Here is a 16,336-nt window from a genome sequence, read left to right on the forward strand (position 1 = left end):
TTCGCTCGACACGAACGGGAAGGGATGATTTGTTGCTCAGAAATGATCTAAGAAAGCATCCATGCAGACCGACATTGAAATCGCCCGTGGCTATCCGCTCCACCCAATCGCCGATATCGCCGTCAAGGCCGGTATCCCCGAAAGCGCAGTCGAGCCCTATGGCCGCCATAAGGCGAAGATCGATCCTGCCGCGCTGCCGCTGCCAGCCGGGGGCAAGACCGGCCACCTCATTCTGGTCACCGCCATCAGCCCGACGCCTGCGGGGGAGGGCAAGACGACCACGTCGGTGGGCTTGGCCGATGCGCTCAACCTGACCGGGCGCAAGACGATGCTGTGCCTGCGCGAGCCGTCGCTTGGGCCGTGCTTCGGGCAAAAGGGCGGCGCGACCGGGGGCGGCCATGCGCAGGTGGTGCCGATGGAGGACATCAACCTGCACTTTACCGGCGATTTTCACGCGATCACGGCGGCGCATAATCTGCTCGCGGCGATGCTCGATAATCATATCCATTGGGGCAACGCGCTTGGTATCGACGTGCGCCGCGTCGTCTGGCGGCGTGCCATGGACATGAATGATCGCGCGCTGCGCCAGATCGTCCAGTCGCTGGGCGGCACCGGCAATGGATATCCGCGCGAATCGGGCTTCGACATCACCGTCGCGTCCGAAGTGATGGCCATTCTCTGCCTCGCGCGCGACCCCGCCGATCTGCGCGATCGGCTCGCGCGGATCGTAGTGGGCTATACCCGCGACCGGACGCCGGTGACCGCGCACGACCTGAAGGCCGACGGCGCAATGGCGGTGCTACTGGCCGAGGCGATCAAGCCCAATCTGGTGCAGACACTCGGCGGCAATCCCGCGTTCATTCATGGCGGGCCCTTCGCGAATATCGCGCATGGCTGCAATTCAGTGATCGCGACACGCGCCGCGCTGGGGCTGGCGGATTATGTCGTCACCGAAGCGGGGTTCGGAGCCGATTTGGGCGCGGAGAAATTTTTCGACATCAAATGCCGCCAGGCCGGGCTGGCGCCTGCCGCCGTCGTGATTGTGGCGACGGTGCGTGCGCTGAAGATGAATGGCGGGTTGGCGAAGACCGATCTTGCCCATGAGGACGTCGACGCGGTCTCTCGCGGGGCGGCCAATCTGGTGCGCCATATCGAAAATGTCCGTCAGTTCGGCGTGCCCGCTGTGGTGGCGATCAACCATTTCGGCACGGACAGCGACGCCGAAATCCAGGCGCTGCGCGATATTGCCGCCGCGCACGGCGTACAGGCGATCCTGTGCCGCCACTGGGCCGAAGGCGGCGCGGGCGCAACCCAGCTTGCCGATGCGGTCGCCGCACTCTCGGAAAGCGGATCGGCGCAGTTCGCGCCGCTTTATGACGATGGCCTACCATTGCTCGACAAGATCAAGACGGTTGCCACCCGGCTCTACCGCGCCGGGAACGTCGATGCCGAACCGGCAATCGTCGCGCAGCTGGCCCGGTTCGAGGCGGCGGGATTCGGCCATCTGCCGGTCTGCATCGCCAAAACCCAGTACAGCTTCTCCACCGATCCAACCGCGCTCGGCGCGCCGACCGGCCACACCGTCCACATCCGCGAAGTGCGGCTGTCTGCAGGGGCGGGCTTTGTGGTGGCGGTGTGCGGGGAGACCATGACAATGCCGGGCCTGCCGCGCGTGCCGGCCGCTGAGGCGATTGGGTTCGATGACGAGGGGCGGATCGAGGGGTTGTTCTAGGGCGACACCGGCTTTTACCGACCCGCAGCGATTGTCCATTCGTGGGAGTTAGTCGCCGTTCCCGACTTCATCCGCGCCCGACGGCGTTCGTCAGGAGCCAGGGTTTGGCTATGCTTACATGTCATCGGGGATCGAACGACCTTGCCCGTTAGAAGAAAGAAACATCCAGCCGCGATGAACCCAAAAAGCTGCCCGTGGATCGGTATCCCAGTTAAGATACCTTTGATCATCTCAGCAGGCGACTAATTGGCCCGGAAAACGGCCCAGTCGTGCGATATCCAAAGAGGCGTAGCTGTCAGGACAACCAACCTTATAAACCATTTTAAATCAATTTGTTAATGTCGATTATGAGATTCGGTGTTGGGGGTCGATTAACAATCACAAGTATAGCAGTGTTTTTCACGCCATTATTGCGCTCAGAATGCGCATCAGATCTGCTTCATTGCGCGACCCTGTCTTGGCACAGATTCTCTTGATCTGCCCGCGAAGGGTTTCATCCTTGACCATGCGCACCGCCGCGATATCCGGCCGGCTTGCCCCATCGTACATGCGCATAGCGACGTCCGCCTCACTTGGAGTTAGCCGATAGATCGCGGTAAGGAACGCAGCGATGCCAACCCGGTCCCGTTGTGGCGGCTTCGCCAGCAAGATCGCATGGGGTAGATTTCCAAGTGACCAGGCGCGTCGCGGCAAACGGAAACCTTCTAGGAACAGCGGTTGCTCGGCTTGCGCGTCATCGATCCGCAACCGCACATGATCCAGCCCGCCATCGGTTACAATTGCACTGATCCCTTGCGCCAGCGACAGCGGCGTTCCCTCTGCATTGAGAAAGCCGCCGCTCAAGCCGACGCGGCCTGCCGACACAATCTGCTCAGCTCCTTCCGTCATCGCTTGGACCCGGCCGCGCGCATCCAAGATGAAGGCGGTCGCGCGGATGGCTTCGAAAGCACCGGCTAGCAAGCGCGCCTGATCGCCTTCCAGCCGCTCCTGCAGCCGCACCGCACGTCGGGCGGCCTTCGCGGCTTCAGTGAAAACGCGCCGCTGCTCTGCATTTGTGCGTCCGTCCTTACGCTTGCGCAGAACAGCCAGGCCAATAAGCCCCATCCGGTCCACCACCAAATTGGCCTGGCATCCGAACGGGATATCCAACTGCTCGCAAAACTGAACATAGCGGTCCGACTGCAGCGACGGGATAACTGCAGCGTAATCCCGCTCGTATAACACGCTGTCGAAGTCGCCGCGCTCTAAACCTGCGTTGCACGCCGCGATCCTAAAGTTCAGCAGCGGCGAGCCACCCCCTATTGCGACAAAATCCTGCGCGTCCGATTGCGAAAAACCTGTCAGAATATTGAACGGAATGTCCCGCGCACCACCACCCCCAACGCCGATCAATTGGCCGTGCCCCGAGCCGGTATGGTTCGCCATTATTCCCAGGACTTCTGGCCAACGTTCTGGCTCGAGCGCAGCACCGAAGAACACGTCGTCCCAATCCACGCGAAGAGCCGATTTCATAGAACCCCCAATCAATAATCGGCATCCACAGCGCAAATTACGCGCGCCTGCATTTTATCAATCCAGTGTGAGTGCAGGCCAATGTCAACAAGAAAGAGCCTGGCTGCCCTGACGGTCTGCATGCCCCTATGGGGGGATGACCGACGATTTGCCAAGGCTCTATCGATAGATGGATTGTCGAATTGATTGGACGAGGAACAACCGATGGCATTGCAACAGATTCCCCAATCAGCCGATTTGCGAGACGTCAAGTTTGCAATTCGCGATCGGGATCGTATCGGGCCAAGTGCCTTGAAAGCGATTGCGGCATGTATTCAGGATGTGCGGCGACAATCAACTTCTCAATCGTCTGCCGACCCTTCACCTCTCTTCATTCAATATGGCGAACTGGTCATTGCAGGGTTTGCGCCGCAGGTCGCCAGGGCACGCTGGCCTTGTGGCGCGAACGCAGGACGCGGACCCGGTGCCGGTTTACACCGTGGTGACGCAGCGCCTGCTATTGGCGCTGTGTCATCGGGGCTAATCCTCGCTGCGGGGTCGGGTAAGGCGGAAAGCCCGATTGCCGCAAATGATGATCCTACGACAGGTTTGATTGATTTGGGGCTTCAGGTGGCCCCGCTCACACTGTGTCAATTAAAGGCGAGTTTGGCTGAAGGGCAGCCCTTCTCTTTCTTATTTCTGAATTATGCCGGTACTGCATCAGTAGTGCAGCCAACTAACAGCAACGAGGCGTGTGCTGTTAGCGATGAATATGCCGAAGTGTATGCGGCTACGGCGGTTGGTTATGACGACCAACAAGACGCATTTCTTGTAGTGAAGCAGTCTGCAGACTCTTCTCACGAAGACGGCGAAATCATGATGCTGTCTTATGCCTATTGGACACACCCGGTACTCTCGCAGGAAATTTGGACAATTTGGAAATAGAATCCACAAATTTGAGCCTAGGGATTATGACGTCAAGATCCTGCAATGAGAGGATACGGCGTCGTCGGCGGCGGCCAACGACCGAAATGCGGCTATTGTCATAATAGACGTTCGCGCTGTGAGGGTACCTCGGTTGCTCATCCAAGCCTAACGTGAATATCCAGCGTTCATTACCAGATTAAACAGCGGCCCTCTGAATTTTCGATTGGACGCTGATTCCATGTCTCCGTTCTAGAAAGCTGGATCAAGGCTGACGCTTCCGCAAATGGGCGAGCTGAGCATACGCCCGAAATCCACGTACAGACATGCTGAGCGATCCTTCCAGGGGCGAACAGGGTGAGTATGATCAGGTGATAACAGTTGGGGCCTGCCGGCCTGTATGATGGGTGATTCCGGCGAGATCATTCGCAGTGGCGACAAGATCGGCTAGCGCTGATGCAGTTTCGGCATCCAGAATGCCGTCTGGCCCCTCAAAGCGTTCGAGATAGACGCGAAGGGTTGCGCCGCTGGTGCCGGTGCCGGACAAGCGGAACACGATCCGTGTACCGCCCCCGAATTGCAACCGAAGCCCCTGACCGCGGCTCAGCGAGCCGTCGACCGGGTCCAAATATTCGAACTCGTCCGCCTCCGTAACGGTGAGGTTGTTTGACATGCGCCCAGGAAGAGTAGGCAGGGCGATACGCAGTTCGTTCACAAGTCGCTCCGCTGAGACGATTTCAAGCCCCTCGTAATCGTGCCGCTCATAATAATTGCGGCCGAACCGTGCCCAGTGCCCGGCCATGATCTCCGCCACGCTCTCACGTCTCACTGCCAATATGTTGAGCCAGAGCAGCACAGCCCATAACCCGTCCTTCTCGCGCACATGGTCAGACCCGGTGCCAGCGCTTTCCTCGCCACAGATCGTCGCCATGCCGGCATCCAGCAAATTGCCGAAGAACTTCCAGCCAGTCGGCGTCTCATACAGCGACAAGCCGAGTTCTAGCGCCACACGATCGGCGGCACCGCTGGTCGGCATTGAGCGGGCAATACCCTTGAGACCGCTCGCATACCCGGGAGCGAGGTGGGCGTTGGCGGCGAGTACCGCCAGTGAATCCGATGGCGTAACGAAAATTTTCCGGCCGAGGATCAGGTTGCGATCGCCATCCCCATCCGAGGCGGCGCCGAAATCGGGCGCATCGGCGCCGAACATCCGCCCGAACAGCTCGTGTGCATGGACCATGTTGGGGTCCGGATGATGACCACCGAAATTCGGCAGCGGTGTTCCATTTACGACCGTCCCGGCTGGCGCGCCGAGGCGCTGCTCTAGAATTTCGCGTGCATAGGGACCGGTGACGGCGTGCATAGCATCGAAGCTCAGGCGGAAGCCCCCGGCGATTAGTTGGCGGATTGCGCCAAAATCGAACAGCTGCTCCATCAACTCGGCGTAATCGACAACGGAATCGATTACCGCGACCGTTAGTCCCGCTACCTGCGTTTCGCCGAGCCGGTCGAGATCGACGTCGGGGGCGTCAACGGTCATGTAACGGTTGATCACCCTTGATTGAGCGTAGATGGCGTCAGTAACCCTTTCGGGAGCCGGGCCGCCGTTACCAATGTTGTACTTGATGCCAAAATCCTCGTCCGGGCCACCGGGATTATGGCTGGCGGAGAGGATAAGGCCGCCGAACGCCCCATATTTCCGGATGATGTTACTGGCAGCGGGTGTCGAGAGGATCCCACCTAGGCCGACTATGACCCGGCCGAAGCCGTTGGCGGCGGCCATCCTGATTGCCGTCTGGATTACCTCCCGGTTGAGGAATCGACCATCCCCCCCCAGCACGAGCGTCTGCCCGGCAAAATCCTCGAGCACGTCGAACACGGACTGCACGAAATTCTCAGTGTAATGCAGTTGCTGAAACACCCGAACCTTCTTCCGCAGGCCGGAGGTCCCTGGTTTCTGGTCGGGGAACGGGGTGGTGGCAATCGTCAGGGTCATCTTTCCATCTTGCCAGATCAGGACGACAGGTAAAGTCGTTACGCCGCGCCGCAAACAGTTCGGTCGCCACTTTGAACTCGCTCAAATTCCTCTCAGCCTGAAAACTGATGAATGGGACAAGTTACGAAGTGCTCCGCCCTGCCTAGTAGCTGGGTGTAGGAAAAAGCCGGCCGTGAAGTTGGATGCCGCTTCACCGCCGTTTTCGGCCAAACCACCCATTTGGCCTAGTGGCGAATCTCGCCTGTCCGGCTATAATCTCCTTAGTCTAAAATGGAGTGATTCCGATGACCCAGAGCCCCTGGCAGCATAACCGATCCGCAGGCGTGGCCGACGATATCGATTTCGAGATCAAGGGCCAGGAGCTTCAATTCGTCGAGATCGAGCTCGATCCGGGCGAAAGCGCGGTCGCTGAAGCCGGGGCGTTTGTGTGGAAGGACGCATTGATCGGCATGACGACGGTGTTCGGCGACGGCAGCGGCGATGCAGGTGGCGGGTTCATGGGCAAGCTGCTGGGTGCAGGCAAAAGGCTGGTGACAGGGGAAAGCCTGTTCACCACCGTGTTCACCCATAACGGCACCGGCAAGGCCCGCGTCGCCTTTGCCGCGCCCACGCCTGGCGCGATCCTGCCGATCAAGCTGTCTGATCTGGGCGGCACATTGATCTGCCAGAAGGATGCGTTTCTGGCGGCTGCCAAAGGCGTGTCGATCGGAATCGCGTTCCAGCGCCGGGTGATGACCGGGCTGTTCGGCGGCGAGGGCTTTATCATGCAAAAGCTGGACGGCGATGGCTGGGTGTTCGTCCAGATGGGCGGCACCGTGGTAGAGCGCATTTTGCAGCCGGGCGAACAGCTCCATGTCGATACCGGGTGCCTGGCCGCCTATACCCCGAGCGTCGATTTCGATCTGGTGACCGCAGGCGGGGTGCGCAGCGTGTTGTTCGGCGGCGAAGGCCTGTTCTTTGCGCGGCTGACCGGGCCGGGCAAGGTGTGGATCCAGTCGCTGCCCTTCTCGCGCCTGGCCGGCCGGATGCTCGCGGCAGCGGGCGGACGCGGCAGCAATCGCGGCGAAGGATCGGTTCTCGGCGGACTGGGCGACCTGATCGGTGGGAACGATTGAGGCGATTGGGCTTTTAGCGCACAAGCGTTGACCGCATCCGACTCTGACAGCAGTCGGGTCAGTGGGCGCGATGATCGGGCTGAGGGCATCATGCAGAAACGCATTCGCCGCATTGATGCCGTGATTGCGGCGCAACACGATGCTCAATTCGACGCAAAAAAATGTGCGTCCCGCGCAAGGAAACACTGATTGCGGGAATCCGGCTTGCATCACTTGATGCATTGGGCGACCAGCAAATCGGAAAAAGCAGACGTCACGATGATCGGGGGACAGGTTGATGTTAGCGATGGAAAGGCCCCAAGGGGCCAGCAACGCTATTGCGGAAAGGCGCGAGGACATCATTGCCTTTGGACGCGGCGTCGTTAACGAAGAGGCCGAGGCGCTTGAGTCGCTGAGCCATACGCTTGACGATAGTTTTGTGGCTGCCGTCGATGCGCTGATGTCCACTCGTGGCCGCATTGTCGTTTCAGGTATCGGCAAGTCGGGCCATGTCGGCCGCAAGATCGCCGCCAGCTTTGCATCAACCGGCACGCCGGCATTCTTTGTCCATGCAGCAGAGGCCGGGCACGGCGATCTGGGCATGGTGATGCGGGGCGACACGCTGTTACTGCTATCGCTTTCAGGCGAAACGCGTGAGTTGAAACACCTGATCGGTTATGCGGCCGAAAACGGCATCACGGTGGTGGGCATTGGCTCTAAGCCGGGTTCGACAATTATGCGGCTGGCCACTGTTCGGCTTGTACTGCCCTCGGTACGCGAAGCCTGCCCTGAGAATATCTCCCCCACCACATCAGCAATTATGATGCTGGCGATGGGGGATGCCCTGGCCATCGCGATGATGAAGCTGCGCGGGGTATCGCGCACGAAGTTGAATACGCTGCATCCGGGTGGCAATATTGGCCACCGGCTGACGCGCGTTTCCGCGCTGATGCATGCGCAGGACGAACTGCCGCTGGTGACACAGGAAACGGCGATGCGCGACGTGATCCTTAAGATGACGGCGCACAGCTTCGGTATTGCCGGGGTGGTCGATCACGATGGCCTGCTGGTCGGTGTGATCACCGATGGCGATTTGCGCCGCCACGCCGATCAGCTGCTCGAGTCGAACGCGGCTGTCGTGATGACGCGCGATCCAGCGACCACCGAGGCATCGGCCTTCGCCGAAGACGCGCTGAGTTTGATGGAAGCTGGCAAGATCACGTCGCTGTTCGTCACGCACGCGCTCAACCCCAGGCTGCCCGTCGGCCTCATCCATGTGCACGACATCTTGCGCGCCTCAAGACTCTGACTTTACATGATTGATAAGGGTTCAGGCGGCCCCGCGCGCGTCGCCATCATCATTCCGTCGCGGTACGCATCAACGCGGTACCCGGCCAAGCCGCTTGCGTTTCTCCACGGCCCGGATGGCGTGTCAAAACCACTGATCGAATGGACAATTGATGCCGCCCGCGCCGTGCCCGGCGGGGCAAACGTGTATGTCGCCACCGATCATTCGGCGATTGCTGCGGCAGCAGAGGCAGCGGGTGCATCGGTGCTGATGACCCCCGAGTCCTGCGCCAACGGCACCGAACGCTGCGCCGCCGCACTCGATGAGCTCACCGACATCCCCGATATCGTCGTCAACTTTCAAGGCGATGCGCTGCTGACGCCGCCTTTCGTCATCGAATCGCTAATCGCCGCGATGGTAGCGGACCCGAGCATCGACGTGGCGACACCCGTTATCCGCGCCTCCCCTGCTGTGCAGCGCCGCCTGATCGATGATCAGCGCGCCGGCCGCGTTGGCGGTACCACGGTGACGTTTGGCCATAGCCGCGACGCGCTGTACTTCTCGAAATCGGTTATCCCGCATCTGCCGCCCGCCCGGATCGGTGACCCTGCACTGCCGCTATTCTTCCATATCGGCGTCTACGCCTACCGGGTCCCGGCGCTGCGTGCCTATGCTGATCTGCCGGTGGGCACATTGGAACTGCTCGAAGGACTCGAACAACTTCGTTTTCTGGAGGCTGGCAAGCCGGTACGCATTGTCGACGTGCGCGATCCGGGCCATGACCTTTGGGAACTCAACAATCCCGAGGATATCCCTTTTATCGAGGCTATCCTGGCACAACGTGGCAAGTGATGATGATGATGAAGGATGGAACCACCATGTTGTGCGGCCGCGCCGTCGGCATCGATCAGCGCTTGTTCGTCATCGCAGGGCCCTGCGTGATCGAGAGCGAGGCGATGGCGCTCTCTACCGCCGAAACGCTGAAGGGGATTGGAGAGCGGCTGGGGATTTTGCTGATCTACAAAAGTTCGTTCGACAAAGCTAACCGCACATCGGGCAGCTCGTTCCGGGGCCCGGGCCTTGATGAGGGTCTGCGCATTTTGGAAAAAGTCCGCCGCGAAATCGGCATGCCGGTGCTGACCGACGTGCACGAAACCGCCCAGGTCGCCGCTGTAGCCAGCGTTGTTGACGTATTACAGACCCCCGCCTTTCTTGCCCGACAGACCGACCTGATCGAGGCAGTGGCCACATGCGGTAAGGCAGCCAACATCAAGAAGGGCCAGTTCATGGCCCCACATGACATGATCCATGTCGCGGCCAAGGCACGCACCGCCGCCAGCGAGGCCGGCACGGCCGCGCCAATGCTGGTCACCGATCGCGGCGCCACTTTCGGCTATAATAATCTAGTGTCCGACATGCGCGGGCTGGTGATCATGCGCGAAACGGGTTGCCCGGTCGTGTTCGATGCGACCCATTCGGTGCAGCTGCCCGGCGGCATGGGCGCCACCAGCGGCGGCCAGCGCGAATTCGTCGCACCGCTGGCCCGCGCTGCGGTTGCCGTCGGGATTTCGGGGCTGTTCATGGAGATGCACCCCGATCCGGAAAATGCAAAGTCCGACGGGCCGAACGCTATTCCGCTTAATCAGGCAGAAGCGCTCCTGGAGCGATTGCTGGCGATTGATGACCTGGTGAAAAGTGATTCACCGGACTAACGTTAAGGCATCTTCCGTCAGTTGGGCGATCTCAATTTAACCTATATTGTCAGAAACAGCAAATTAACACCTACTCTTCGATCCTTAATCGAAATGATCACCCTATAGACGCAGGTGATAATTCAGTTTTGTTTTGACCATTTTTGAAATATATGACGCTGTTGGTTTTTTCATTCGTTGAGCGCTGCCAGTGAGCTCATCGATGGAATCATTTTTTGGGTTAGCTGCTTTTTTGCTTGGCGCAGTCGGCTGACGGCGCTATTCGATTGGTTATGACACAAGCAAGACGTGGAATCATCCTTGCGGGAGGTTCTGGAACCCGGCTTTACCCACTTACCCGCGGCGTTTCTAAACAGTTGATGCCGATATTCGACAAGCCAATGATCTATTACCCCCTCAGTACGCTGATGCTGGCGGGGATCCGCGACATCTTGATCATCACGACTCCAGAGGATTCAGCCCAATTCCAGCGGGTGCTGGGTGATGGATCGGAATTCGGCGTATCTTTGTCCTATGCCCAGCAGCCGCGCCCTGAAGGATTGGCGCAGGCTTTCCAGATTGGAGCTGATTTCGTGCGCGGCGGGCCGAGCGCGTTAATCCTAGGCGACAATATTTTCTACGGCCATGGTCTGCCTGATCTGTTGCGCAATGCCGATGCACGCGACACCGGTTCCACCGTGTTCGCATACCGTGTTGATGACCCGCAAGCATTCGGCGTGGTCGAATTTGACGCGTCTGGCAAGGCGGTCTCGATCGAGGAAAAACCCAAGGTTCCCAAGTCGAACTATGCCGTCACCGGGCTATACTTCTACGACGAGACAGTGGTTGATCGCGCCCGCGATCTCAAACCATCGTCGCGCGGCGAGCTAGAAATTACCGATCTCAACCGACTGTACCTCGATGAGGGCGCGATGTCGGTCGAGATTATGGGGCGCGGTTTTGCCTGGCTTGATACCGGCACCCATGTTTCCTTGTTGGATGCGGCGACCTATGTTCGCATTACCGAAGAACGGCAGGGGCTGAAAATCTGCTGCCCTGAAGAAATCGCCTGGCGGCAGGGTTTTATTACTGCCGACCGGTTGCGGGAAATCGCAGAGCCGCTCCGCAAGTCAGGCTATGGAGAGTACATGCTCAAACTCCTGGAAAGCCCGACGCAGCCGTGAATGTTATTGAAACCCGAATTCCGGGCCCATTAATCATTGAACCGCGTGTATTTGGCGACGCGCGTGGATTCTTTACGGAAACCTGGAATGCAGCTGCATTTGCAGAGGCCGGATTGGATCTTTCGTTTGTGCAAGACAATCATAGCCATTCGCAAAAGGGCGTGCTTCGCGGCCTGCATTTTCAGAATCCGGGGCCTCAAGGTAAACTGGTGCGTGTGACCCGCGGGGCGGTATTTGACGTGGCAGTCGATCTTCGCGCATCCTCAGCCCATTTCGGTCAGTGGGTCGGCGTTGAACTCAACGCCGACAACAAGCGCATGTTCTGGGTACCCGAAGGATTTGCCCACGGCTTCCTGACGCTCGCCGATGATACTGATTTTCTTTACAAATGTACCGCCCCATATGCCCCGCAATCAGAGTTTACGCTGGCGTGGGACGATCCGGCGGTAGGGGTGGAGTGGCCGTTAGCCGGGCTTGATCCAATAATTTCTGAAAAAGACACCCGAGGGTTGACCCTTGCTATCGTACCGGCGTTCGCATGAGAGTGCTGATCACCGGCGCGAATGGCCAGTTGGGCGGTGCGTTGAGACGGCTGGCGCCCGCGCATACAGACATCACGGCGATTGATGTTCAGGATTGCGACCTGACCGACCTGCCCTTGCTGCGTGCCCGGCTGGCAGCAGAGGCACCCGATGTCATCCTGAACGCCGCGGCCTATACTGCGGTGGACAGGGCCGAGAGCGAAGAACACTTGGCCCGAGCGATTAACGCCGAGGCGGTCGCTGCGATGGTCGAGGCAATGACCGGATCGGGCGGGCGCATGGTCCACGTCTCGACTGATTTTGTGTTCGACGGCACGTCGGCCCGGGCTTACCTGCCAGATGATGTCCGCAATCCGCTGTCTGCCTATGGTCGCACCAAGGCCGAAGGCGAGGATCATCTGCGACCTGAAGACCTGCTGGTGCGCACCGCCTGGGTCTACGAAGCAGGCGGTGCGAATTTTGTGCGGACCATGATCCGCTTAATGTCAGAACGCGACGAGTTGGGCATTGTTGCCGACCAAATCGGGGCGCCGACCTGGGCCTCCTCCCTTGGACGCACGATATGGGACCTGGTGGCCATGGGCGCGAGCGGCACCTTCCATCACAGTGATGCAGGAGTCGCCAGCTGGTACGATTTCGCTGTTGCGATCGCAGAGGAAGCGCACGCGCTCGGCTTGTTGGCGCGCATCCCGAGAATTCGGCCGATTACAGCTAGCGATTATCCCACCCCAGCACAGCGCCCAGCGTTTTCACTGCTAGATTGTCGTGCCACGCGCTCGACTTTGGGTGACGAACCGGTTCATTGGCGGACCAACCTGCGTCTGATGCTGAAAGAGGAAGCGAAGCTTGGCTAATTTGCTCGTTACTGGCGGCGCCGGTTTTATCGGCGGCAACTTTGTGCACTATTGGAACGCGCATCACCCCGATACCCGGGTAATCGTGCTCGATGCATTGACCTATGCGGGCAACCGTTCAACGATCGCGGGCGCGCCCAATGCCGAGTTGGTGGAAGGCGATATCCGAGACACCGCGCTGGTCGAAACATTGCTGCGCAACCACGATATCGCCACGATCGTTCACTTCGCCGCAGAAAGCCATGTTGACCGTTCGATCAGCGGACCAGATGCTTTCATCGAAACCAATATTCTTGGCACCAATAGCCTTTTGAAAGCGGCTCGATCGGTATGGCTTTCAAATGGCCGACGCGCGCATCGGTTTCATCATATCTCGACCGACGAAGTGTTCGGGTCATTAGGACCTCGCGATCCCGCCTTTAGCGAGACCACACCATACGCGCCGAACTCGCCCTATTCCGCCAGCAAGGCTGCATCGGACCATCTGGTCCGTGCCTATCACCACACATATGGGCTGGAAGTAACAACGAGCAATTGCTCGAACAATTATGGGCCATATCAATATCCAGAAAAACTGATCCCGCTGTTCCTTCTGAACGCACTGCATGGTCGGGCGTTACCGATCTACGGCGACGGGATGAACGTGCGCGACTGGCTCCATGTCGAAGATCACTGCCGCGGGATCGAGGCATGCCTTTTGCATGGTCTGCCAGGTGAGACCTACAATATTGGTGGGGGGGCAGAACTGCCAAACATGGAAGTGATCGACGCAATCTGCCGCGAGGTTGACCGCGCTTTTGCTGAGGTGGACGGTTTGGCTGCACGCTATCCCGATGCGCCCGCCGCCCAAGGAAAACCAACCTCGAGCCTTAAGACGTTCGTCACCGATAGGGCGGGACATGACCGTCGCTATGCGATCGACGAGACCAAGGCACGGGCCGAACTTAGCTACGCACCCCTCAACAGCTTCGATGAGGGACTGCGTCAGACGTTGCGATGGTACCTTGATAATGAGCGCTGGTGGCAGCCGCTGCTCGCGTAGGAATAGCTTAGCACGTTTAGTTATTGGCGCGGTGGTCGGGAGAGATAGTATTCCCGGGTTAATAACTTCGCTGCACTTGCCTGTTGATGTTCATCGCAGTTCTCAAGGCGTTAAACACCATCGCCTGGAAGCTGGCGCGCTCATGAGGCCATTTTGATGATCTGGAGTTGGTTGCTTCACAACATTAACGACCTGTGATGTCGAGAGGCCGCCCCAACACGACCGCAGCCTGGCAGACCTGTTCCGGCCTGACGTGCTCCCCTGAAACTCCGCCAGTCTGAGCTAGAGTCCTTCCAGAAGGAGGACGACGATGATGATCTTCCTCCGTTTGCACGGACACCTTGGGTTAGCCTGTCATGCTTTGCTCGGCCTGTTCGGGGGTGAGATACCCGGGGGCCGAGTGCATGCGGTGCCGATTGTAGTATCCTTCGATGTAGCCGAACAGGGCCTGCCTTGCTTCGGCATGCGTCGCCCAGCGGCATTGATGGACCAGTTCCACCTTCAATGTGTGGAAGAAGCTTTCCATCGGGGCATATCATAGCAGTTGCCGGTCCGGCTCATCGACGGCGTTGCTCCGATGGCGGCCAGGTGATCGACATAGGCCCCGGCCGCGTATTGCGATCCCCTGTCCGAATGGTGGATCAGGCCGGATGCTGGTCTTTGCCGCTGCGCGGCCATAATCAATGCTGCCAGCGGCAACTCGGTCCGCATATGGTCGAGAGTCGCCCAGCCCACGATCTTGCGGGTTGCCAGATCGAGCACCGCCGCCAGATAGAGCCAGCCCTCGCCGGTTGCGATATAGGTGATATCCGCCAGCCAGATCCGGTTCGGCGCAGGGGCAATAAAGCGCTGCGCGAGCAGGTTCGGGGCGATCGGCAGATAATGTCGACTGTCAGTCGTACAGGGCCGGAACCGGCGACCAGCAAGCGCACGGATGCCATGCCGGCGCATCAGCCGCTCGACGCGACCACAGCTGCAACCGCGCCCTTCCGCCCGCAGGGCGGCATTCATCCGAGGAATCCCGTAACGCCCATGGTGCCGCGCCTGGATGCGACGGACATCGCCCAGCAGCTTGACGTTCGCCATCGTGCACGCGCTCGGTGGGCGACCGCGCCAGCCATAATATCCGCTGGCCGACACCTCGAGCACGCGGCACATGACGCGCACCGAATAGGTCGCGGCATGCTGCTCGATAAAGCTGAACCTCATCGTGGCATCTCCGCAAAGATGCCGACGACTTTTTTTAAGATGTCGCGCTCCATCCGCATGCGGTCGAGTTCGCGCCGCAGCTTGGCGATCTCCGACGCCTGATCCGACGGCGACGACATGATCGATGTGGGCGGCTGCGCCGCCGTCTTCACCGCGCCAACACCGATCCCGAGCTGCCAGCGACGCAGCATCGTCGGCATGATCCCCAACTCGCCTGCAATCTCGGCCTGTGTCCGCCCGCTCGTCTCCCACAGGGCAACCGCCTCGCGCTTGAACTCGGGTGTAAAATACCTCTTCCCAACCCTCGCCATCGTTCACCTCCTGGCTCCAAAAAGCCTATCATCAGTGTCCGCCAAAGCGAGGGAAGATCAAGACGCCCTTCACCAGCCTGGCGCGGGCCCGTGCGGTGCTTGCAGCCTGTCGGCATGATTACAATCAACAGAGGCCACAATCGAGCCTGGGTAACATGACCCCGGCCGAGATGGCGGCCCGATCAGCTGGCAACCGGGTTGGTGGTTAACCCCAACCCGGATGCCATCACGCCCTCGCAACGACAACAGCAGGGCCTCCGGCTCTACTAATAGGTGGAGGATCGTCGGGGCTCAGACCAAGCCCGATGCGCCTTTCTGCCGGCTTCGAGACGCTTCGGTCCATTCATCATCATACCAATAATAGCCGCCATTGCCATTGCGTCGTACGCCGCCACCAAACCACCGAGCCGTGCGTATCGGACTAAAGTGTCCAATTATGCCCGGCCGTTGAGCGTCACTTGTCGGCGGTGATCCACGATGAATTAGACGAGAATGCCATAATAGTACGTCACCCTTCTTACCTAAAAATTTAGTTACCTTTTTCTGTTCGAGGCAAAATTTATAAAAATATGCAGGATTGATAAACATCGAAGAATGAACTGACCAGTCCTGCAAGTTCTCAGTACCAGCCTGAAATTCTTCCTTTAAATAAGGCATGACTTTATCTCGACTGACCGGTAAATATTTATGTGATCCACGAATGAACTCGAAAGGACCAGATTCTTCAGGGATATCATCGACAGCGATCCAAACCGCAAGATACCTTCCGTTTGTTCCCGGAGGATTAAGATATTCGTCCTGGTGCCAACCCCGTTCTGTGCTTACAAAAGGCGAAAGATTAAAATGCAAACCCAATTGCTCTCCTATCAGATCATTAATAACAATATTCATTTCAACCGAGCAAAACATATTTTTAATCACATCGTGCTCAATGTACGGCGTAAAGGTCGGAAAACTACCAACACCTAAATTCAATTT

General features: G+C 58.9%; 13 protein-coding genes and 2 pseudogenes. 11 read left to right on the plus strand and 4 right to left on the minus strand.

The features are described 5' to 3' along the window. The first annotated feature begins 61 nt into the window (after positions 1 to 61). Positions 62 to 1,732, plus strand: coding sequence for a formate--tetrahydrofolate ligase (locus B7Y49_RS05620; RefSeq protein WP_374126593.1), 1,671 nt, complete (start codon positions 62 to 64; stop codon positions 1,730 to 1,732). Positions 1,733 to 2,131: 399 nt separating this feature from the next. Here B7Y49_RS05620 and B7Y49_RS05625 read toward each other — a convergent pair whose 3' ends face one another. Continuing rightward, a complete protein-coding gene (locus tag B7Y49_RS05625; RefSeq protein ID WP_374126594.1) occupies positions 2,132 to 3,244 on the minus strand; it encodes a helix-turn-helix transcriptional regulator in 1,113 nt (370 codons plus the stop codon). 204 nt (positions 3,245 to 3,448) lie between these two features. Here B7Y49_RS05625 and B7Y49_RS05630 point away from each other — a divergent pair, with 204 nt between their 5' ends. After that, positions 3,449 to 4,168, plus strand: a complete 720-nt coding sequence (locus B7Y49_RS05630; protein ID WP_374126595.1) for a hypothetical protein — start codon at positions 3,449 to 3,451, stop codon at positions 4,166 to 4,168. Between the two features lie 346 nt (positions 4,169 to 4,514). On the opposite strand, the gene B7Y49_RS05635 is transcribed toward B7Y49_RS05630, so the two are convergent. Continuing rightward, the gene (locus B7Y49_RS05635; protein WP_374126596.1) at positions 4,515 to 6,143 is read right to left on the minus strand and encodes an alpha-D-glucose phosphate-specific phosphoglucomutase; all 1,629 of its coding nucleotides are present in this window, start codon (positions 6,141 to 6,143) and stop codon (positions 4,515 to 4,517) included. A 284-nt stretch (positions 6,144 to 6,427) separates the two neighbouring features. Here B7Y49_RS05635 and B7Y49_RS05640 point away from each other — a divergent pair, with 284 nt between their 5' ends. From B7Y49_RS05640 to rfbB, 8 genes are all read left to right on the plus strand, one after another. After that, complete coding sequence (locus B7Y49_RS05640; RefSeq protein ID WP_374126597.1) at positions 6,428 to 7,258, plus strand: AIM24 family protein; 831 nt, start codon at positions 6,428 to 6,430, stop codon at positions 7,256 to 7,258. Positions 7,259 to 7,544: 286 nt separating this feature from the next. Next, positions 7,545 to 8,546, plus strand: coding sequence for an SIS domain-containing protein (locus B7Y49_RS05645; protein ID WP_374126598.1), 1,002 nt, complete (start codon positions 7,545 to 7,547; stop codon positions 8,544 to 8,546). A 6-nt stretch (positions 8,547 to 8,552) separates the two neighbouring features. Continuing rightward, positions 8,553 to 9,377, plus strand: coding sequence for a 3-deoxy-manno-octulosonate cytidylyltransferase (gene kdsB / locus B7Y49_RS05650; RefSeq protein WP_374126599.1), 825 nt, complete (start codon positions 8,553 to 8,555; stop codon positions 9,375 to 9,377). A gap of 8 nt (positions 9,378 to 9,385) precedes the next feature. Then, on the plus strand, positions 9,386 to 10,237 hold the full coding sequence (kdsA, locus tag B7Y49_RS05655) for a 3-deoxy-8-phosphooctulonate synthase (protein WP_374126600.1): 852 nt from the start codon (positions 9,386 to 9,388) through the stop codon (positions 10,235 to 10,237). A 272-nt stretch (positions 10,238 to 10,509) separates the two neighbouring features. Then, a complete protein-coding gene (rfbA, locus tag B7Y49_RS05660; protein WP_374126601.1) occupies positions 10,510 to 11,400 on the plus strand; it encodes a sugar nucleotidyltransferase in 891 nt (296 codons plus the stop codon). Further along, the gene (rfbC, locus tag B7Y49_RS05665) at positions 11,397 to 11,942 is read left to right on the plus strand and encodes a dTDP-4-dehydrorhamnose 3,5-epimerase family protein (RefSeq protein WP_374126602.1); all 546 of its coding nucleotides are present in this window, start codon (positions 11,397 to 11,399) and stop codon (positions 11,940 to 11,942) included. The genes rfbA and rfbC overlap by 4 nt, the downstream gene beginning before the upstream one ends. Next, positions 11,939 to 12,796, plus strand: coding sequence for a dTDP-4-dehydrorhamnose reductase (rfbD, locus tag B7Y49_RS05670; RefSeq protein ID WP_374126603.1), 858 nt, complete (start codon positions 11,939 to 11,941; stop codon positions 12,794 to 12,796). Before rfbC ends, rfbD begins: the two co-directional genes overlap by 4 nt. After that, positions 12,789 to 13,838, plus strand: a complete 1,050-nt coding sequence (rfbB, locus tag B7Y49_RS05675) for a dTDP-glucose 4,6-dehydratase (protein ID WP_374126604.1) — start codon at positions 12,789 to 12,791, stop codon at positions 13,836 to 13,838. Before rfbD ends, rfbB begins: the two co-directional genes overlap by 8 nt. A 346-nt stretch (positions 13,839 to 14,184) precedes the next feature. Here the strand turns inward: rfbB and B7Y49_RS05680 are convergent. Further along, positions 14,185 to 15,358, minus strand: a pseudogene (locus tag B7Y49_RS05680) (IS3 family transposase). Between the two features lie 68 nt (positions 15,359 to 15,426). On the opposite strand from B7Y49_RS05680, the pseudogene B7Y49_RS05685 reads away from it, so the two are divergent. Continuing rightward, a pseudogene (locus B7Y49_RS05685) lies at positions 15,427 to 15,567 on the plus strand (integrase core domain-containing protein); the annotation flags it as partial. A gap of 82 nt (positions 15,568 to 15,649) precedes the next feature. Here B7Y49_RS05685 and B7Y49_RS05690 read toward each other — a convergent pair. Further along, positions 15,650 to 16,336 (minus strand): phytanoyl-CoA dioxygenase family protein (locus tag B7Y49_RS05690; RefSeq protein ID WP_374126605.1); only part of this gene is annotated, 687 nt, incomplete at its 5' end.

The sequence above is a fragment of the Sphingomonas sp. 28-62-11 genome (assembly GCF_002278865.1).
Classification (GTDB): domain Bacteria; phylum Pseudomonadota; class Alphaproteobacteria; order Sphingomonadales; family Sphingomonadaceae; genus Sphingomonas.